Below are 19800 nucleotides of genomic sequence, written 5' to 3'. Positions count from 1 at the left end.
GTGACCTCGCACGCAGAGCCCTCGGAGCTCCCGGGCGTCACCAAGGAGGACGAGGCACCGGCCACCGGGCCCGTCGCCAAGCAGCCGCCGGGCTTCACTCCCGAGGGCCGGATCGGCAGCGAGGGCAAGGTCCTCAACGTCTTCTCGCACGGCATCCTGGTGGTCTGGGGACTCCTGGTCACGCTGCCGCTGCTGTGGGCGGTGATGAGCTCCCTCAAGACCGACAAGCAGATCTTCACCTCGCCCTGGGGGCTGCCCTCGGCCCTGCACTTCGACAACTGGAGCAGGGCCTGGAGCAAGTCGAACATCGGCGACTTCTTCCTCAATACGATCCTGGTGGTGGGCTGCTCCCTGATCGGGACGATGCTGCTGGGCTCGATGGCGGCGTACATCCTGGCCCGCTTCGAATTCCCGGGAAAGCGGTTCATCTATTTCATGTTCGTCGGCGGGATGAGTTTTCCGATCATCCTGGCGCTGGTGCCGCTGTTCTTCGTGATGAAGAACATGAGCCTGCTCAACACCTTCCATGGGCTCATTCTGGTCTATATCGCCTATTCGCTGCCGTTCACGGTCTTCTTCCTCACCTCGTTCTTCAAGACGCTGCCGTCCTCGGTCGCGGAGGCGGCCCTGATCGACGGGGCGTCCCATACCAGGACGTTCTTCCAGGTCATGCTGCCGATGGCGAAGCCCGGGCTGATCAGCGTGGGGATCTTCAACTTCCTCGGGCAGTGGAATCAGTACATGCTGCCCACGGTGCTCAACACCGATGAGGACAAGCGGGTGCTCACCCAGGGCCTTGTGCAGCTCGCGGCCAGCCAGCAGTACAAGGGCGACTGGTCAGCGCTTTTCGCCGGTCTGGTGCTGGCCATGCTTCCCGTACTCGCCGTCTATATCCTCTTCCAGCGGCAGGTCCAGGCGGGTCTGACCGCGGGCGCACTCAAATAGGAGCATCTCGCGGAGGGTTTTTTCACGGTCCCGTCCTTTCCGTTTCGCGGAAAGGACGGGACCGTGCCGCTGTGGGCGGCGAAGGGTACCGCGAGCGTTCCCACGGCCGTCGGGGGCTTGACGTGGGACAACCGTGGCGGCTCAGCTTAGAGTTCACATGTTGGAGACACAGCCGGGCCTCATTGCTGCGGTCCGGTCGGGCGGAGCGGCCGTCGTGCCGCCCGCGAAGGCGGGAGTGGATGGGCGTGGAGACTCCGGGATCGCAGTCGTCGCTGCACCGGGCCAATCTCGAGCGGGTGGTCCGTGCGGTGCGGATGGCGGGCTCGCTGACCCAGGCGGAGATCGCCCGGTCCACCGGGCTGTCCGCCGCCACCGTCTCCAACATCGTGCGCGAGCTCAAGGACGGCGGAACGGTCGAGGTCACGCCCACCTCGGCGGGCGGCCGCCGGGCGCGCAGCGTCTCGCTCAGCGGTGACGCGGGCATTGTCGTAGGGGTGGATTTCGGCCATACGCATCTGCGTGTCGCCATTGGCAACCTCGCCCATCAGGTGCTGGCCGAGGAGGCCGAGCCGCTGGATGTGGACGCCTCCTCCTCACAGGGTCTGGACCGGGCCGAGCAGCTGGTCAGCAGGCTGATCACGGCCAGCGGGCTGAGCCAGGACAAGGTGGTCGGCGTCGGGCTCGGCGTGCCCGCCCCGATCGACGTGGAGACCGGCACGCTGGGCTCGACCGCGATCCTGCCGGGCTGGGCGGGCACCAATCCGCGCGACGACCTGGCCCAGCGGCTCGGGGTGCCGGTGCACGTGGACAACGACGCCAACCTCGGCGCGCTCGGCGAGCTGGTCTGGGGCTCCGGCCGCGGGGTCGGCGACCTCGCGTACATCAAGGTGGCCGACGGTGTCGGCGCGGGGCTGGTGATCAGCGGGAAGATCTACCGCGGCCCCGGCGGTACGGCGGGCGAGATCGGCCACATCACCCTGGACGAGTCGGGCCCGGTGTGCCGCTGCGGCAACCGCGGCTGTCTGGAGACCTTCACCGCGGCCCGCTATGTGCTGCCGCTGCTGCGTTCCAGCCATGGGGCGGACCTCACCGTGGAGCGCATGGTGCAGCTCGCCCGTGAGGGCGACCCGGGCTGCCGGCGGGTGATCGGGGACGTCGGCCGGCACATCGGCAGCGGGGTGGCCAGCCTCTGCAATCTGATCAACCCGAGCCGGATGGTGCTGGGCGGCCAGCTCGCCGAGGCGGGGGAGCTGGTGCTGGGACCGATCCGGGAGTCGGTCGCGCGGTACGCGATCCCGAGCGCGGCCCATCAGCTGTCGGTCATGCCGGGGGCGCTGGGCGGCCGGGCCGAGGTGCTGGGCGCGCTCGCGCTGGTGCTCAGCGAGATGGGCGATTCGACGCTGCTGGACGGCGCGCTCTCGGCGGGGGCTCCCGCCCTCACCTGACCACCGGGCGGGGGCTGGTGGGCCGTGGGCAGGCCTTGAGAGGCTTTGTCCGGTCACGCTCCGTCTATCCGGCCTGTCCGGCTGCGTTCACTCAGATAACGAATGGCACCGTTGCCATCTCGTTAAGGATTTACTTCTTGACGCCATGCGGGCGGCCGAGTTGACTTCCAGCCACCTCGGCCGCAATGACGCGGCCTCGTCAGGGAGGTCACCCCTAAATGAACGCAACGATGCGTCGCGTCGCTCTTGCCGCTTCTGTCATGTCGATGACGGTAGCCCTCGCCGCCTGTGGCTCGGCGAAGGAAGCCGACAACGACAAGAAGGACGACAAGAAGAAGACCGGTCCGCTCACGATCGGGCTGCTGCTGCCCGAGGATCAGACGGCCAGATACGAGAACTTCGACCGGCCCTTCGTCACCAAGAAGATCAAGGCACTCTGCGCCGACTGCAAGGTTCTGTACGTCAACGCCAAGTCGGACCCCTCGGTCCAGCAGCAGCAGGTCGACTCGATGATCACCAAGAAGGTCGACGCGATCATCCTTGACTCGGTGGACTCCAAGTCCATCGCCAGCTCGGTCAAGAAGGCCGACGAGGACGGTATCCCGGTCATCGCCTACGACCGGCTCGCCGAGGGACCGGTCTCCGCGTACACCTCGTTCGACAACGAGACGGTCGGCAAGGTCCAGGGCAAGGCTCTGCTCGAGGCGTTGGGCGACAAGGCCAAGAGCGGCAAGATCGTCATGCTCAACGGCTGGGAGGCCGACCCCAACGCCGCCATGTTCAAGAAGGGCGCGATGTCCGTCCTCAAGGGCAAGGTGGACGTCGGCAAGTCGTACGACATCGACCGCTGGCTGGCGGACAAGGCCAACGAGGCTATGACGGGCGCCATCTCCTCGCTCGGCAAGGACAACATCGTCGGCGTCTACTCGGCCAACGACAGCATGGCCGGCGGCGCGATCACCGCGCTCAAGAGCGGCGGCCTCACCCCGCTGCCCCCGGTCACCGGACAGGACGCCGAAATCGAGGGTGTGCGCCGGGTCGTCACCGGTGAGCAGTACATGAGCGTCTACAAGTCCTACCTGGACGAGGCCACCGCCGCCGCGGAGATGGCCATCGCGCTCGGCCGCGGGGAGAAGGTCAACGAGTCCAACACGGTCGACAGCCCGACCACCAAGGACATCCCGGCGACGCTGATCACGCCGGTCTCGCTGACCAAGAAGAACATCAAGGACACCGTCATCAAGGACGGGATCTACAAGGTCGACCAGATCTGCACCGCCAAGATCAAGGCGGCGTGCGCAGAGATCGGTCTGAAGTAACGGCCGGTCTCCGGCAAAGGGTGGAGCAGGGCCGTCCGAATCCTCGCGGACGGCCCGCCCGCCCCCTGACTCACCCCCCATCCGAGGGGAGAGCGCGCTCTCCCCTCCGTCACACAGCAGGGACCACCCTGCCCGGAACGGAGATGGCCATCGTGCCGAACGGACCCGTGTTGGCGTTGCGCGGGATCTCCAAGCGGTTCGGCGCCGTCCAGGCGCTCACCGACATCCATCTGGAGGTCCACGCCGGTGAAGTCGTCGCCCTGGTGGGCGACAACGGCGCCGGCAAGTCGACCCTCGTCAAGAGCATTGCCGGAGTCGGCCCCGCCGACGAGGGCGTCGTCGAGTGGCAGGGCAAGCCCGTCCAGGTCACCCGGCCGCACGATGCCCAGCAGCTGGGCATCGCGACCGTCTACCAGGACCTCGCCCTCTGCGACAACATCGACGTCGTCGGCAATCTCTTCCTCGGCCGCGAGATACTGCGCGCCGGGGTGCTCGACGAGGTCGAAATGGAGCGGCGCTCCCGTGAGTTGCTCCAGACCCTGTCAATCCGCATCCCCAGTGTGCGGATCCCGATCGCCTCGCTCTCGGGCGGCCAGCGGCAGACCGTCGCCATCGCCCGATCGATGCTCGGCGAGCCCAAGCTGGTGATCCTGGACGAGCCGACCGCCGCCCTCGGCGTCGAGCAGACCGCTCAGGTCCTGGACCTGGTCGAGCGGCTGCGCGACCGCGGCCTCGCCGTCATCCTCATCAGCCACAACATGGCCGACGTGAAGGCCGTCGCGGACCGGGTCGCGGTGCTGCGGCTGGGTCGCAACAACGGCATCTTCGATGTGAAGACCACCTCTCAGGAAGAGATCATTTCCGCCATCACCGGCGCCACGGACAACGCCGTGACCCGCCGCAAGGCGCGTAGCGGGGAGGTCGCGAAGTGACCACGAACGTCGACAAGACCAACGGCGGCCCGTCGAACGGCGCCAACAAGGCGAGCGGCCCGGCCGACGCCAACCCCGTCGCCAAGGACGCGGTCACCGTCGTCGACCCCCGGCTGCTGGTCCGTCAGGAGGGCTTCAAGGGCTATCTGACGGAGTTCGGCCGCAAGATGCGCAGCGGTGATCTGGGCGCGGTCCCGGTCATCGTCGGCATCGCCATCATCTGGGCGGTCTTCCAGGCGAAGGACAGTGCCTTCCTCTCGCCCAAGAACCTCTCCGACCTCTCCATCCTGCTCGGCGGCACCGGCATGATCTCGGTCGGGATCGTCTTCGTGCTGCTGCTCGGGGAGATCGACCTGTCCGTCGGCTCGCTCAGCGGTCTGGCCGCGGCGACCCTGGCGGTGCTCAACGTCAACCACGGGGTGCCCGAGGGGATCGCGGTGCTCGCGGCGCTCGCCAGCGGCGCGGCCCTCGGCGCGGTGCACGGCTTCTTCTTCGCCAAGATCGGCGTACCGGCCTTCGTGGTGACCCTGGCCGGTCTGCTGGCCTGGAACGGTCTGATGCTCCAGGTGCTCGGCACCACCGGCACCATCAGCATCGCGGACGACAGCTTCGTGCGCGATCTCACCGCGCACTACTTCAGCCAGCTCATCGCCGCGTACGGGGCGGCCACGGTGGCGACGGCGGGCTTCTTCCTCGCCCAGTTCCTGGACAGCAGGCGCCGTAAGGCGGTCGGCATACCCTCGCGGCCGCTGAGCGAGATCCTGGTCCGTACGGGCGTGCTCGCGTTGATCCTCTTCACCGCGGCCTGGCGGCTCAACGAGTACAAGGGTCTGCCCCTCGCTCTGGTGATCTTCGTGGCGGTCCTGGTGATCCTGGACTTCGTGGTCCGCCGCACCTCCTACGGGCGCAAGGTGATCGCCCTGGGCGGCAGCGTCGAGGCCGCCCGCCGGGCGGGCATCAACGTCGTCGCCATCCGGATCTCGGTCTACTCGCTGGCCGGGCTGATGGCCGCGTGCGGCGGCATCATGATCGCCTCCCGGATCGGCTCCGCCAGCCAGCAGGCCGGCACCGGCAACCTGCTGATGGAGGCCATCGCGGCCGCGGTCATCGGTGGCACCAGCCTCTTCGGTGGCCGGGGCTCGGTCTGGTCGGCGCTGCTCGGCATGCTGGTCATCGGCTCGATCTCGTCCGGGATGAACCTGCTGGGCGTCGCGAACTCCGTCCAGTACATGATCACCGGTGGCGTGCTGCTGGCCGCCGTCGTCATCGACTCGGTGTCGCGCAGGACACAGCGGTCCGCGGGTCGCGGCTGACCCCGGACGCCTCATCCGCTCACCCGGCTGCCCGGTGCCTTCACGGAAGGCACCGGGCAGCTGTCTGAAAAGAACACGCGTGACGGAGATCGCATGGGGGGAGGTCTGCGCCGGAGGGCGGAACATTAGACTCGGGCGGACGGCAAGCTCCATGGAGACGCTCGAAGCAAGGAGGCACGGGTGCTGCTGACCCGCATCACGGGACCGCGCGATCTGGACCGGCTCACTCCGGAGGAGCTGGACCAGCTGGCCGCGGAGATCCGCTCCTTCCTCGTCGACGCCGTCTCCAAGACCGGTGGTCATCTCGGCCCCAATCTCGGCGTGGTGGAGCTGACCATCGCCCTGCACCGGGTCTTCGACTCGCCCCGGGACAAGGTGCTGCTGGACACCGGCCACCAGTCCTACGTGCACAAGCTGCTCACCGGCCGCCAGGACTTCTCCAAGCTCAAGAGCAAGGGCGGTTTGTCCGGTTATCCCTCGCGCGCCGAGTCCGAGCACGACGTCATCGAGAACAGCCACGCCTCGACCGTCCTCGGCTGGGCCGAAGGCCTCGCCAAGGCCAATGAGCTGCTGGGCAAGCAGGACCATGTGGTCGCCGTGATCGGCGACGGGGCGCTGACCGGCGGTATGGCCTGGGAGGCGCTCAACAACATCGCCGCCGCCAAGAACCGCCCGCTGGTCATCGTCGTCAACGACAACGAGCGCTCCTACGGCCCGACCATCGGCGGCCTGGCCAACCACCTCGCCACCCTGCGCACCACCGACGGCTATGAGCGCTTCCTGGCCCGCGGCAAGGATCTGCTGGAGCGCACCCCGGTCGTCGGCAGGCCGCTGTACGAGACGCTGCACGGGGCCAAGAAGGGGCTGAAGGACTTCATCACCCCGCAGGGCATGTTCGAGGATCTGGGGCTGAAGTACGTCGGCCCGATCGACGGCCACGACATCGAGGCGCTGGAGTCGGCGCTGCAACGGGCGAAGCGTTTCGGCGGGCCGGTCATCGTGCACTGCCTCACCGAGAAGGGCCGCGGCTACCAGCCCGCCCTCCAGGACGAGGCGGACCGCTTCCACGCCGTCGGCAAGATCCACCCGGACACCGGGCTGCCGATCTCGGCCTCCGGCGCCGACTGGACCTCGGTCTTCGGCGAGGAGATGGTCAAGCTCGGCGAGGAGCGCGAGGACATCGTCGCGATCACCGCGGCCATGCTGCACCCGGTGGGGCTCACCGAGTTCGCCAAGCGCTTCCCGGACCGGGTCTACGACGTGGGCATCGCCGAGCAGCACGCGGCCGTCTCGGCGGCGGGCCTGGCCACCGGCGGCGTCCACCCGGTCTTCGCGGTCTACGCCACCTTCCTCAACCGCGCCTTCGACCAGGTCCTGATGGATGTGGCGCTGCACAAATGCGGGGTCACCTTCGTCCTGGACCGCGCCGGTATCACCGGCACGGACGGGGCCTCGCACAACGGCATGTGGGACATGTCGCTCCTTCAGGTGGTGCCCGGTCTGCGGATCGCCGCCCCGCGCGACGCCGACCAGGTCCGCGCCCAGCTGCGCGAGGCCGTGGAGGTGGAGGACGCGCCGACCGTGGTGCGCTACTCCAAGGGCGCGGTGGGCCCGGCGGTCGCGGCCGTCGGCCGGATCGGCGGCATGGACGTACTGCGGGAGCCCGCGGCGGCCGACCGCGAGCGGCCCGATGTGCTGCTGGTCTCGGTGGGCGCGCTGGCCCCGATGTGTCTGGAGGTCGCCGACCTTCTCGACAAACAGGGCATTTCCACAACGGTGGTGGACCCCCGCTGGGTCAAGCCGGTCGACGAGGAGCTGCCCGCCCTCGCCGAGCGCCACCGCGTCGTCGTCACCGTCGAGGACAACAGCCGGGTCGGCGGGGTGGGCTCCGCCGTCGCCCAGGCGCTGCGCGACTCGGGCGTCGACATGCCGGTGCGCGACTTCGGCATCCCGCCGCGCTTCCTCGACCATGCCTCCCGTAAGGAGGTCATGGCGGAGATCGGGCTGACCGCACCGGACATCGCCCGGCAGGTCACCGGGCTGGTCTCCAGGATCGGCGGCCGCTACGGACACGAGTCCGCGGACGCGGGCTCCCGGGGCGCCGATGTGACCCGGTCGACGACGGCCGAACCGGTGCGCGACTGAGCCACCGCCCCTTTCCGCCTGGGCCGGCCGGAGCGCTTCCTGCTCCGACCGGCCCAGCGTGCGTCGCGCCGCCCGCCCCCATCGGGTGAATCGGGGACGGCCCTGAGCGTGCATACCTCGCCGCCGATCGGTAACCAGAAGCATGAACCGCACGGCAGGCGTGGAGGTGGCACCGGTGAACGTATCGGAACCAGGCGGAGGCACCGGAGGCAGAGTCCGGCCGCGCTACCTGCGGACGAAGAGCATCGAGCAGTCCATCCAGGACACCGAGGAGCCCGACCACGCCCTCACCCGGTCCCTGTCCGTCCTGGACCTCACGGTCTTCGGCGTCGGCGTCATCATCGGCACCGGCATCTTCGTGCTCACCGGCTCGGTCGCCAAGGAGCAGGCGGGGCCCGCCACCGCGCTGTCCTTCGTGGCCGCCGGTATCGCCTGCGCCCTGGCCGCGCTGTGCTACGCCGAGTTCGCCTCGACGGTTCCGGTCGCGGGATCCGCGTACACCTTCTCGTACGCCTCGCTCGGCGAACTGCCCGCCTGGATCATCGGCTGGGACCTGGTGCTGGAGTTCGCGCTGGCCTGCGCCGTGGTCTCGGTGGGCTGGTCGGGGTACATCCGCTCGCTGCTGGACAACGCCGGATGGCATCTGCCCGACGCCCTGTCCGGGCCCGATGCCGCGCACGGCTTCTCCTTCGACCTGCTGGCCTTCCTGCTCGTCCTGGTGATCACCGCGATCCTGGTCTTCGGCATGAAGCTGTCCGCGCGGGTCACCTCCGCGGTGGTGGCGATCAAGGTGGCCGTGGTGCTGCTCGTCATCATCGCGGGCGCCTTCTTCATCCACCCGGAGAACTACCACCCCTTCATCCCCGAGGCCCAGGGCTCGATCTCCGGCTCCGGGCTGAAGGCGCCGCTGATCCAGCTGATGTTCGGTTACGAACCGACGACCTTCGGCGTCCAGGGCATCTTCACCGGCGCCGCCGTGGTCTTCTTCGCCTTCATCGGCTTCGACATCGTGGCGACCGCGGCGGAGGAGACCCGGAATCCGCAGCGGGACATGCCCCGCGGCATCCTGGGCTCGCTGCTCATCTGCACGGTGCTGTACGTCGCGGTGTCCATCGTGGTCACCGGCATGCAGAAGTACACCAAGCTGTCGGTGGACGCCCCGCTCGCCGACGCCTTCAAGGCGACCGGCCATCCGTTCTACGCGGGCCTCATCAGCTTCGGCGCCGCCGTCGGACTCACCACCGTGTCCATGATCCTGCTGCTCGGCCAGAGCCGGGTGTTCTTCGCGATGAGCCGCGACGGGCTGCTGCCCAGGGTCTTCTCCCGGGTGCATCCGCGCTTCGGGACGCCGTACCGCTCGACGATCGTGCTGGGCGTGGTCATCGCCGTGGTCGCCGGGTTCACGTCCATCTCCGAGCTGGCGGCCCTGGTGAACATCGGCACGCTCTTCGCCTTCGTCGTGGTCGCGCTCGGCGTCATCATCCTCCGCCGCACCCGGCCCGATCTGCCCCGCGCCTTCCGCACACCCTGGGTCCCGGTGCTGCCGGTCCTGTCGGTGGCCGCGTCGCTGTGGCTGATGCTCAACCTGCCCGCCGAGACCTGGGTGCGGTTCGGGGTGTGGATGGCCATCGGCCTCCTCGTCTACTTCCTCTACGGGCGCCGCCACAGCCGGGTGACGGAGGCGGGGACGCGTACGGGGTAGGGCCGCGAGGGCGTCCGCCGCGTGGCAGGGGCTCCGCCCCTGGACCCCCGGGGGTGGAAGAGCCGACCGCCGCCGCGGTTGGCTCACCGGCCGGGGCGCCGACCACGCCACGTGCGACGCGGTGGCCGAGCGGCTGGCCGGGGTCTGGGGCGGAGCCCCGGTCGCGGGGAGGGGCGGGGAGGGGAGCGGCTCGCCGCAGGCGCCACGGTCCGTCGGACATCTCCTAAGCCCTGACAGGGCCAGGGCCTAGGACGCCGAACCGTCCGGGCGGACCGACCGGGGGCCCGTCGTCTCCGCGCCCAGCGCCGTGACCCGCGCCCGTAGCCCCTGGTCCGCCGTCACCACCAGGCAGGGGCGGCCCTCCTCACGGGCCGCCACCACGGCCACGATGTGGTCGTCGCCGCTGCCCGGCGCGCTCTCCACCCGTACGCCTGCCACCGGCTCGACGCCCCGCGCCGCGCCCTCGACCACCATCACGATGTCCACCGGAGGTTCGGTGGCCCAGCCGGGCACGCCCGGACGGCCGGGGAGCCCGGCCCCGGCGAGGACGGCCAGCCGGTCGCGGAGCCGCTCGGCGGCGCCGTGCCGGTCACGCCACCAGCCATCCGGGACCGAGCCGACCACATTGGCGGCGTCCACGACCACAACCCCATCCATAGTCCAGGCAAATTACTATGGACATCGTTCGATCAGGTGGAAGGGCTCGGGGAAGGGTTGGCAGCGGGCCATGGCGTTGCGGTTGCTCCGCGGCAAGGACGGCAGGCTCACGGCCTACGCACCGGTGACGGGCGGTGTCGCCCGCTGGACCGAGGACCGCCCCGGAGGGGCGGAGTGGTCGGGGCCGTGGCTGATCGAGGTGTCCGGCCGCCTGGCCGGGCTGACCGTCGTTCAGAGCCCCGAGGGCTATGCCCATCTGGTGGGGCTTCGGCACCGGCCGGGCGGCGCCGGGGAACCGGCGCGCGTGGACATCGTCCACGCCACCCAGTTCCAGTCCGGTCGCCCGCTGACGGCGTGGCACTCGCTGGGCACCCCGCATCCTAGGGACGCCCGCAAGGCCGAGCGCACCGGCCCCCCGGCCGCCGCGGTGGACTCCTCCGGCGCCCTCCGCGTCTTCGTGCGCAACGCCGGGGGTGGGGTGAGCGCGCGGCGGCAGGACCCCAAGGGCACGTGGGAGCGCTGGACCGACTGGAAGGGCACGCACGTAATGGGCGGCATGTCGGCGGCCGCGACCGCCGACGGCCGTCTCGAACTGCTCGCACCGGCCGGGAAGGGCGCCGCGCTGCGCTGGTACCAGCCCAAGCCCGGCGCCGCCCCCAAGCGGGGCGAGGATGTCCCCGCCGACGCACGGCCGGATTCGGCGTCCATGGTGGAGAGCAGCCCCGGCACCCTCACCCACTACTGGCGCGACGCCCGCAGCGGTGAGGTCATGGCCTGGCGGCCGGACGCCCCGGCCCCCGCGCCGCTGGGCGGGGCCACGGGCACCGGCCCGGTCGCCGCGGTGCGCGCCATGGTGGACGGTCACGACTGCACCGTCCTGGCCCACCAGGACCCCGCGACGGGCGGGCTGGCCGTCGCCGCCCATCCCTGCGAGGACGAGGCGGCGGGGGTGTGGTGGACGCCCTCGGGAGAGCAGGGCGCCCACACCCCGGCGCTGGCGCTGGACGACCAGGGCCGGGTGGTGCTGGCCGCACTGGCGCTGGACGGAAAGCTCCTGGTGGCCCGTCAGAAGACCGACGAACGAGGGCTGGCACTCCAGGCCTGGACCCGCGTGGGGAGCGGCTGAGCGGCGCCACAGCCCCGCTGAGAGCCCGTTCGGCGCGGCGGCCCGGCGCCCGGAGAAGGCGGAGCCGGTCGGTTTCCCGCCCCGGGGTGTGGCCCGGCCGTCGGGTGTGGCCCGTCCCGGGGTGTGGCCCGGCCGTCGGGTGTGGCCCGTCCCGGGGTGTGGCCCGGCCGTCGGGTGTGGCCCGTCCCGGGGAGTGGCCCGGCCGTCGGGAGTGGCCCGTCCCGGGGAGTGGCCCGGCCGTCGGGAGTGACCCGCCCCGGGTACGTGTGGACCGCACCCGAGCTGCTGGCCGGCACCGCGGCGTTCGACCGACGGCGTCAGGGGGTGCTCGCCGCCGGGCGGCGGCCCGGCGGCGGGTGGCGCGGGCGGGCGCCCTTCGCCGGGGCGCGGGGGCGGCGCCGCCGGTGGCGCGGGCCCCGGAACGCCCAAGTGCCGGACGGGCCTTCGCCCGCCCGGCACCCGGGTACGCCATGCGCCGCCGACGCTACGCGGGAACGCTCGCCACGCCCTGCGCCAGGAACGTCTTCCCGTTCACCCGCTCCGAGACGCCCTCGCGGTCCAGGTACGGCGTGATGCCGCCCAGGTGGAAGGGCCAGCCCGCGCCGGTGATCAGGCACAGGTCGATGTCCTGCGCCTCGGCGACGACGCCCTCCTCGAGCATCAGCCCGATCTCCTGCGCGACCGCGTCCAGCACCCGGGCGCGCACCTGCTCCTCGGTCAGGACGGTGTCGCCCTGCTGGAGCAGCGCGGCGACCTCCGGGTCCAGCTCCGGCTTGCCGGAGTCGTGGACGTAGAAGCCGCGCTTGCCCGCCTCGACCACGCGCTTGAGGTTCTCCGAGACCGTGAAGCGGTCCGGGAACGCGCCGTGCAGGGTCTCGGAGACATGCAGACCGATCGCCGGGCCGACCAGCTCCAGCAGCACCAGCGGGGACATCGGCAGGCCCAGCGGCTCGATGGCGCGCTCGGCGACGTCCACCGGGGTGCCCTCGTCGATCACGTTCTGGATCTCGCCCATGAAGCGGGTCAGGATCCGGTTGACCACGAACGCCGGGGCGTCCTTCACGAGGACGGCGGTCTTCTTCAGCTTCTTGGCCACGCCGAAGGCCGTGGCCAGCGACGCGTCATCGGTCTTCTCACCGCGGACGATCTCCAGCAGCGGCAGGATCGCGACCGGGTTGAAGAAGTGGAAGCCCACGACCCGCTCGGGGTGCTTGAGCTGGGACGCCATCTCGGAGACCGACAGCGAGGAGGTGTTGGTGGCGAGGATGGCGTGCTCCGGCACGACCGCCTCGACCTCGGCGAACACCTGCTGCTTGACGCCCATCTCCTCGAAGACGGCCTCGATGACGAAGTCGGCGTCGGAGAAGGCGGCGGCCTTGTCCAGCGAACCGGTCACCGCGGCCTTGAGGCGGTTGGCCTTGTCCTGGTTGATGCGGCCCTTGAGCAGCAGCTTGTCGATCTCGTCGTGGACGTAGCCGACGCCCTTGTCGACGCGCTCCTGGTCGATGTCGGTCAGCACGACCGGCACCTCCAGACGGCGCGCGAACAGCAGCGCCAGCTGCGAGGCCATCAGCCCCGCGCCCACGACGCCCACCTTGGAGACCGGGCGCGCCAGCGACTTGTCCGGGGCGCCGGCCGGGCGCTTGGCGCGCTTCTGCACCAGGTTGAAGGCGTAGATGCCGCTGCGCAGCTCACCGCCCATGATGAGGTCGGCGAGCGCCTTCTCCTCGGCCTCGTAGCCCAGGGCGAGGTCGCCGTTGCGCGCGGCGTCGATGATCTCCAGCGCGCGGTAGGCGGCCGGGGCCGCCCCGTGCACCTTGCCGTCGGCGATGGCGCGGCCGCGCACCACGGCCTCGTGCCAGGCGTCGCCGCGGTCGATCTCGGGCCGTACGACCTCGATCTCGCCCTTGAGGACGGCGGCGGTCCAGATCAGCGACTGCTCGAGGAAGTCCGCGCCCTCGAAGATCGCGTCGGCGATCCCGAGCTCGTAGACCTGCTCGCCCTTGAGCTGCTTGTTCTGGTTGAGCGAGTTCTCGATGATGACGGAGACCGCGCGGTCGGCGCCGATCAGGTTCGGCAGCAGGGTGCAGCCGCCCCAGCCGGGCACCAGGCCGAGAAACACCTCGGGCAGCGAGAAGGCGGGCAGCGCCGCGGAGACGGTGCGGTAGGCGCAGTGCAGCCCGACCTCGACCCCGCCGCCCATCGCCGCGCCGTTGTAGTACGCGAAGGTGGGCACGGCGAGCGTGGACAGCCGCTTGAAGACGTCATGGCCGCCCTTGCCGATGGCCAGCGCGTCCTCGTGGCGCTTCAGCAGCTCCACTCCCTTGAGGTCGGCGCCGACGGCGAAGATGAACGGCTTGCCGGTGATGCCGACGCCGGTGATCTCGCCGTCCGCGGCCTCCTTCTCGACCTGGTCGATCGCCGTGTTGAGGTTGGCGAGCGAGGCCGGGCCGAAGGTGGTGGGCTTGGTGTGGTCCAGGCCGTTGTCCAGCGTGATGAGCGCGAAGCGGCCCGCGCCCTGGGGGAGATCGAGGTGGCGGACGTGCGCCTGCGTCACGACCTCGCCCGGGAAGAGCTCTGCCGCTCCCTTGAGAAGCTCTGCGGTGTTGGTCACTTGTTCCCCTCGAAGTGCGGGTTCTCCCAGATCACGGTGCCACCCATGCCGAAGCCGATGCACATCGTCGTGATGCCGTAGCGGACCTCGGGGCGCTCCTCGAACTGCCGTGCCAGCTGCGTCATCAGGCGGACACCGGAGGAGGCCAGCGGATGGCCGAAGGCGATCGCGCCGCCGTACTGGTTGACGCGCTCGTCGTCGTCCGCGATGCCGTAGTGGTCCAGGAACGACAGGACCTGGACGGCGAACGCCTCGTTGATCTCGAACAGGCCGATGTCCTCGATGGACAGACCGGCCTTCGCCAGGGCCTTCTTGGTGGCCGGGACCGGGCCGTAGCCCATCACCTCGGGCTCGACGCCCGCGAAGGCGAACGAGACCAGGCGCATCCTGACCGGCAGGCCCAGCTCCCGGGCGAAGTCCTCGGAGGCGATCAGCGAGGCGGTGGCGCCGTCGTTGAGCCCCGCGGAGTTACCGGCCGTGACCCGGCCGTGCGGGCGGAACGGGGTCTTCAGCGTGGCCAGGCCCTCCAGCGTGGTGCCCGGGCGCATCGGCTCGTCGGCCGTCGCCAGGCCCCAGCCCAGCTCCCCGCCCTCGGGGGAGGTACGGCGCACCGAGATCGGCACCAGGTCCTGCTGGATCTTGCCGTTGGCGTACGCCTTGGCGGCCTTCTCCTGGCTGCGCACCGCGAACTCGTCGGCGCGCTGCTTGGAGATGTGCGGCAGCCGGTCGTGGAGGTTCTCCGCCGTCATGCCCATGAACAGGGCCGACTCGTCGACCAGCTTCTCCGAGACAAAGCGCGGGTTGGGGTCGACTGCCTCGCCCATGGGGTGGCGGCCCATGTGCTCGACACCGCCCGCGACCACGGCGTCGTAGGCGCCGAAGGAGATGGATCCCGCGGTGGTGGTCACGGCCGTCATCGCGCCGGCACACATCCGGTCGATCGCGTAGCCGGGGACGGACTGGGGCAGCCCGGCCAGGATGCCCGCGGTGCGGCCGATGGTCAGGCCCTGGTCGCCGATCTGCGTCGTCGCGGCGATGGCCACCTCGTCGATGCGCTCCGGCGGCAGATCCGGGTTGCGGCGCAGCAGCTCCCGGATGCACTTGACGACCAGGTCGTCGGCGCGGGTCTCGTGGTAGATGCCCTTCGGGCCCGCCTTGCCGAATGGGGTCCGGACGCCGTCGACGAAGACGACGTCCCTAGCGGTACGAGGCACGTTGGCTCTCCTCCAGGTGCGGGATGGCACTGCTGCGGGCACGCCGGGGGCGCGCCGTCACACCCTCATGCTACTTATGAGTAACCAAGCTGCCCAGTCCCCACCGCCGGAGGGTTGAAGGTCACAGCCGTGGACCGGCGGCGGGGCCGCCAGTCCACGCGCGTCACATCACGCCGGGGGCGTCAGCAAGGCGGCCGTCAGCACCGGGGTCACCTGGTCGATCTGCCAGGGCCGGGCGCCGTGACCTGCGAGAACGGACGCGATCGCATCCGTCGTCGGCTCGGCGGGCGGCTCCCAGCAAAGCCGCCGGACGGTGTCCGGGGCGATCAGGTTCTCCTGCGGGAGATTCAGCTGTTCGGCCAGCTGGGTGACGGCCGCACGCGCCGCGGAGAGCCGCGCGGCGGCGGCCGGGTCCTTGTCGGCCCACGCCCGTGGCGGGGGCGGACCGGCCACCGGCTGGCCCGGCTGGGGGAGGTCGGCCTCCGGCAGCGCCCGCGCCCGGTCCACCGCGGCCTGCCACTGCTCCAGCTGGCGCCGGTTCATCCGATGGCCGAAACCGTTCAGCGCGGACAGTGCCCGGACGTCGCCCGGCAGGGCCAGCGCGGCCTCGACGATGGCCGCGTCGCCGAGCACCTTGCCCGGTGAGACGTCGCGGCGCTGGGCGATCCGGTCCCGGGCCGTCCACAGCTCGCGCACCACGGCCATCTGCCGGCGCCGCCGGACCTTGTGCATCCCCGACGTACGCCGCCAGGGGTCCTTGCGCGGCGGGGCGGGCGGGGCCGCGGCGATGGCCGCGAACTCCTGGTGCGCCCACTCCAGCTTCTCCTGCCGCTCCAGCTCGTCCTCCAGCGCGTCGCGCAGGTCCACCAGCAGCTCGACGTCGAGCGCGGCGTAGTGCAGCCAGGGCTCGGGCAGCGGGCGGGTGGACCAGTCCACGGCGGAGTGGCCCTTCTCCAGGGCGTATCCGAGGATGTTCTCGACCATGGCGCCGAGCCCCACCCGGGCGAACCCGGCCAGCCGGCCCGCGAGTTCGGTGTCGAAGATCCGGGCCGGGACCATGCCTATGTCCCGCAGACAGGGCAGATCCTGGGTCGCGGCGTGCAGGACCCATTCGGCGTCGGCGATCGCGGCGCCCAGACCCGAGAGGTCGGGGCAGCCGACGGGGTCGATCAGTGCGGTCCCCGCTCCGGCCCGGCGCAGCTGGACCAGATAGGCCCGCTGTCCGTAGCGGTAGCCGGAGGCGCGCTCGGCGTCGACGGCCACCGGGCCGTGGCCCGCGGCAAAGGTCGCGATGACCTCGGCCAGCGTGTCCGTGTCGGCGGTGACGGGCGGGATGCCCTCGCGCGGCTCCAGCAAGGGGACCGGCGCCGGGGGGAGGTCGTCCGGAGGAGCGCCCCCGGTGGTTCGCAGTGTCGTCTCTGCTGCGGTCTCTTGGGCGTCGGTCACCTGTCAAGGGTAGCTGTGTGCGGGGAGTACGCAGGGCGCCCGTCGACGGAACGTTCCGTCGACGGGCGCGGGGGGTGGTGGGCGGCGGCGTGGCGGCCGGGCGGGCGGTACGGGTCAGTGGATGATCCCGGTCCGCAGCGCGACCGCGACCATTCCCGCCCGGTCTCCGGTGCCCAGCTTGCGGGCGATCCGGGCGAGGTGACTCTTGACGGTGAGCGCGGACAGGCCCATCGAGACGCCGATGGCCTTGTTGGACTGGCCCTCCGCAACCAGCCTCAGCACCTCGACCTCGCGGCCCGACAGCTCCCGGTAGCCACCCGGATGGCCGGGGGCGCCCGGCGGGCGGCGGTGCATCCGGGCGGCGGCGCCGAGCGGGGCGGCGCCGGGGCGGCCCGGGATGCCGAGGTTGGTGCGGGTGCCGGTGACGACATAGCCCTTGACGCCGCCGGCCAGTGCGTTCCGTACGGCGCCGATGTCATCGGCGGCGGACAGGGCCAGCCCGTTGGGCCAGCCCGCGGCGCGGGTCTCGGACAGCAGCGTGAGGCCGGAGCCGTCGGGAAGGTGGACATCGGCGACGCAGATGTCGCGCGGGTTTCCGATGCGTGGACGGGCCTCGGCGATGGACGACGCCTCGATGACGTCGCGCACCCCGAGGGCCCAGAGATGGCGGGTGACGGTGGAACGTACACGGGGGTCGGCGACGACGACCATGGCCGTCGGCTTGTTCGGGCGGTAGGCGACCAGGCTGGACGGTTGCTCGAGGAGAACAGACACCAGGCCTCCTGGGAGTTGTGGGACGGGTCACCACGTCCTTCGGCACCGATACGGCCTGGCTTTAGGGAATGATCACGATTTGGTGAGTAACAATTCGGGCAATTAGGACGACTGATCGATCGTGCCTGATCTTTTTCAGGACATTCGGAAGCTCGGCATCTCTTTCCGGACACCCCGAACATCACATCCCGAACATCCCGAAACTCAACGCGCCTGAGGGCCCCTCCGCTGCGGCAGCGAGACGACCCCCGCTTCCGCGGCGCCGACCGGAGGCAGGCCCGCGATCTGGCACAGGAGGTCGCACCACGCGGCCAGGTGTCCCGCGGTGTCCGGCACGCCCAGCCGTTCGGTGGCGCCCTCTCCCGCCGGCTCCGGGCGGCGTGGGCCGGGATGGGCCGGTTCGGGGGATGGGTGGTCGGACGGGGTCCAGGAGGCGCGGATCTCGATCCGGGTGGACGGCTCCCGCTCGCCCATCGCGCCGAAGTAGTGCGAGCTCGCCCGGGTGACCGTGCCGCTGGGCTCCCCGTAGGGCAGCCCGCGTGCCTCCAGCGCGCCGGTGAGCCAGGACCAGCACACCTCGGGCAGCAGCGGATCCGCCGCGATCTCCGGCTCCAGGTCCGCGTGGACCAGCGTGACCAGGCGGAAGGTGCCGCGCCAGGCGTCGTGTCCGGCCGGGTCGTGCAGCAGGATCAGCCGCCCCTCGGCCAGCTCCTCGTCATCGCCCGCCGCGCCGGTGACCACCGCCTCCAGCGCGTACGAGTAGGGTGCGAGCCGACGCGGGGGTGGGGTCGGATCGAGCTCCACCTCGGGCCGCACCCGCACACCGCGCAGCGCGGTGACGGCATGCCGGAAGGCGGGAGGAGTGTCCTCACCGCCCGCGTCCGTGCCGTCAGGGCCGTCAGCACCGTTCGAGAGGTGTCCTTGAACCGCTGCCATGCCCGGAAGACTAGGCGCACTGAGGGCCCTAACCGGGGAGGAACACCCGGGTTGGCGGGTCACTCGTTCGGCCCGTGCGAAAATCTGGGGCATGAGCGCCAACGAGCGGCCCTCGGGCCAGCAGCAGACCGGCCGTGCAGCGGCCAGTTCCACAGCCGATTCGGCCTTTCTGCGGGCCTGCCGCCGAGAGCCGGTGCCCCACACGCCTGTGTGGTTCATGCGGCAGGCGGGGCGCTCGCTTCCGGAGTACCGCAAGCTGCGTGAGGGCATCGCGATGCTCGAGTCCTGCACGCGGCCCGACCTGGTCACCGAGATCACCCTCCAGCCGGTGCGCCGCCACCGGGTGGACGCGGCCGTCTACTACAGCGACATCGTCGTACCGCTCAAGGCCATCGGCATCGACCTCGACATCAAGCCCGGTGTCGGGCCGGTCGTCGAGCGGCCGATCCGCACCCGCGCCGATCTGGAGCGGCTGCGCCCGCTCGACCCGGACGATGTGAAGTACGTCACCGAGGCCATCGGGTCGCTCGTCGGTGAGCTCGGCGCGACCCCGCTCATCGGCTTCGCGGGCGCCCCCTTCACACTCGCCAGCTATCTGGTGGAGGGCGGCCCCTCGCGCAACCACGAGCACACCAAGGCGCTCATGTACGGCGACCCGGCGCTCTGGGCCGCGCTGCTCGACCGGCTCACCGACATCACCGTCGCCTTCCTCAAGGTGCAGATCGAGGCGGGCGCGTCGGCCGTCCAGCTCTTCGACTCCTGGGTGGGCGCCCTGGCCCCCGTCGACTACCGCCGCAGCGTGCTGCCCGCCTCCTCGAAGGTCTTCGCCGCCGTCGCCGGATACGGCGTGCCGCGCATCCACTACGGCGTGGGCACCGGTGAGTTGCTCGGGCTGCTCGGCGAGGCGGGCGCGGACGTCGTCGGCGTCGACTGGCGGGTGCCGCTGGACGAGGCCGCCCGGCGGGTCGGCCCCGGCAAGGCGCTCCAGGGCAATCTCGACCCCGCGGTGCTCTTCGCCCCGCGTACGGCCGTCGAGGCCAAGGCGGACGAGGTGCTGGAGGCGGCCCGGGGGGTGGAGGGGCATATCTTCAACCTCGGCCACGGCGTGCCGCCCAGCACCGATCCGGACGCGCTCACCCGGCTCGTCGAGTATGTGCACACCCAGAGCGCATCGCGCGCACCTTCTGTGAAGGTCTGAACCAAGCGGGAACCCGCGTGCCTCCCGTGGCGTC

At 70.9% G+C, this 19800-nt stretch carries 15 protein-coding genes; 9 read left to right on the top strand and 6 right to left on the bottom strand.

Going from position 1 to position 19800, the window contains the following annotated elements:
- Positions 1-111 precede the first annotated feature (111 nt).
- The 7 genes from ACMTAK_RS14955 (at position 112) to ACMTAK_RS14925 (ending at position 9801) form a co-directional block, all read left to right on the top strand.
- Complete coding sequence (locus ACMTAK_RS14955; protein WP_413812898.1) at positions 112-945, top strand: carbohydrate ABC transporter permease; 834 nt, start codon at positions 112-114, stop codon at positions 943-945.
- A gap of 245 nt (positions 946-1190) precedes the next feature.
- On the top strand, positions 1191-2390 hold the full coding sequence (locus ACMTAK_RS14950; protein ID WP_413812897.1) for an ROK family transcriptional regulator: 1200 nt from the start codon (positions 1191-1193) through the stop codon (positions 2388-2390).
- A gap of 218 nt (positions 2391-2608) precedes the next feature.
- Complete coding sequence (locus ACMTAK_RS14945) at positions 2609-3709, top strand: substrate-binding domain-containing protein (RefSeq protein WP_413806699.1); 1101 nt, start codon at positions 2609-2611, stop codon at positions 3707-3709.
- A gap of 143 nt (positions 3710-3852) precedes the next feature.
- A complete protein-coding gene (locus ACMTAK_RS14940) occupies positions 3853-4641 on the top strand; it encodes an ATP-binding cassette domain-containing protein (protein ID WP_413806698.1) in 789 nt (262 codons plus the stop codon).
- Positions 4638-5954, top strand: coding sequence for a sugar ABC transporter permease (locus tag ACMTAK_RS14935; protein WP_413806697.1), 1317 nt, complete (start codon positions 4638-4640; stop codon positions 5952-5954). The genes ACMTAK_RS14940 and ACMTAK_RS14935 overlap by 4 nt, the downstream gene beginning before the upstream one ends.
- A 180-nt stretch (positions 5955-6134) precedes the next feature.
- The gene (dxs, locus tag ACMTAK_RS14930) at positions 6135-8099 is read left to right on the top strand and encodes a 1-deoxy-D-xylulose-5-phosphate synthase (protein ID WP_413806696.1); all 1965 of its coding nucleotides are present in this window, start codon (positions 6135-6137) and stop codon (positions 8097-8099) included.
- Between the two features lie 229 nt (positions 8100-8328).
- Positions 8329-9801 (top strand): amino acid permease, encoded by a 1473-nt coding sequence (locus tag ACMTAK_RS14925; protein WP_413812896.1) that lies wholly within the window; start codon positions 8329-8331, stop codon positions 9799-9801.
- A gap of 246 nt (positions 9802-10047) precedes the next feature.
- On the opposite strand, the gene ACMTAK_RS14920 is transcribed toward ACMTAK_RS14925, so the two are convergent.
- Positions 10048-10458 (bottom strand): PIN domain-containing protein, encoded by a 411-nt coding sequence (locus ACMTAK_RS14920; protein WP_413806695.1) that lies wholly within the window; start codon positions 10456-10458, stop codon positions 10048-10050.
- Positions 10459-10528: 70 nt separating this feature from the next.
- Here ACMTAK_RS14920 and ACMTAK_RS14915 point away from each other — a divergent pair, with 70 nt between their 5' ends.
- Positions 10529-11584 (top strand): PLL family lectin, encoded by a 1056-nt coding sequence (locus ACMTAK_RS14915; protein WP_413806694.1) that lies wholly within the window; start codon positions 10529-10531, stop codon positions 11582-11584.
- A gap of 484 nt (positions 11585-12068) precedes the next feature.
- Here ACMTAK_RS14915 and ACMTAK_RS14910 read toward each other — a convergent pair whose 3' ends face one another.
- From ACMTAK_RS14910 to ACMTAK_RS14890, 5 genes are all read right to left on the bottom strand, one after another.
- Entirely contained in the window at positions 12069-14198 is a 2130-nt protein-coding gene (locus ACMTAK_RS14910) for a 3-hydroxyacyl-CoA dehydrogenase NAD-binding domain-containing protein (RefSeq protein WP_413806693.1), read from the bottom strand.
- Positions 14195-15412: a thiolase family protein gene (locus ACMTAK_RS14905; RefSeq protein WP_262699347.1), complete on the bottom strand. Its 1218-nt coding sequence runs from the start codon at positions 15410-15412 to the stop codon at positions 14195-14197. The genes ACMTAK_RS14910 and ACMTAK_RS14905 overlap by 4 nt, the downstream gene beginning before the upstream one ends.
- 168 nt (positions 15413-15580) lie before the next feature.
- On the bottom strand, positions 15581-16858 hold the full coding sequence (locus tag ACMTAK_RS14900; RefSeq protein WP_413806692.1) for a ribonuclease D: 1278 nt from the start codon (positions 16856-16858) through the stop codon (positions 15581-15583).
- A 114-nt stretch (positions 16859-16972) separates the two neighbouring features.
- Positions 16973-17632, bottom strand: coding sequence for a response regulator transcription factor (locus ACMTAK_RS14895; protein WP_014175686.1), 660 nt, complete (start codon positions 17630-17632; stop codon positions 16973-16975).
- Positions 17633-17836: 204 nt separating this feature from the next.
- Complete coding sequence (locus ACMTAK_RS14890; protein ID WP_413806691.1) at positions 17837-18568, bottom strand: DUF3000 domain-containing protein; 732 nt, start codon at positions 18566-18568, stop codon at positions 17837-17839.
- Between the two features lie 91 nt (positions 18569-18659).
- Between ACMTAK_RS14890 and hemE the strand changes: the two genes are divergently transcribed.
- Complete coding sequence (gene hemE / locus ACMTAK_RS14885; RefSeq protein ID WP_413806690.1) at positions 18660-19766, top strand: uroporphyrinogen decarboxylase; 1107 nt, start codon at positions 18660-18662, stop codon at positions 19764-19766.
- Positions 19767-19800: the final 34 nt, after the last annotated feature.

It is taken from the genome of Streptomyces lacaronensis (assembly GCF_047337785.1).
Lineage (GTDB): Bacteria > Actinomycetota > Actinomycetes > Streptomycetales > Streptomycetaceae > Streptomyces > Streptomyces lycopersici.
The sequence above is the reverse complement of the archived record's forward strand: the minus strand, read 5'-3'. Positions and strand labels throughout refer to the sequence as shown.

What these genes read in the sequence shown, in the direction of transcription:
- ACMTAK_RS14920 (WP_413806695.1), bottom strand. Translation starts at nt 10,458, where the DNA reads ATGGATGGGGTTGTGGTCGTGGACGCCGCCAATGTGGTCGGCTCGGTC.
- ACMTAK_RS14915 (WP_413806694.1), top strand. Translation starts at nt 10,529, where the DNA reads ATGGCGTTGCGGTTGCTCCGCGGCAAGGACGGCAGGCTCACGGCCTAC.
- hemE (WP_413806690.1), top strand. Translation starts at nt 18,660, where the DNA reads ATGAGCGCCAACGAGCGGCCCTCGGGCCAGCAGCAGACCGGCCGTGCA.
- ACMTAK_RS14940 (WP_413806698.1), top strand. Translation starts at nt 3,853, where the DNA reads ATGGCCATCGTGCCGAACGGACCCGTGTTGGCGTTGCGCGGGATCTCC.
- ACMTAK_RS14890 (WP_413806691.1), bottom strand. Translation starts at nt 18,568, where the DNA reads ATGGCAGCGGTTCAAGGACACCTCTCGAACGGTGCTGACGGCCCTGAC.
- ACMTAK_RS14945 (WP_413806699.1), top strand. Translation starts at nt 2,609, where the DNA reads ATGAACGCAACGATGCGTCGCGTCGCTCTTGCCGCTTCTGTCATGTCG.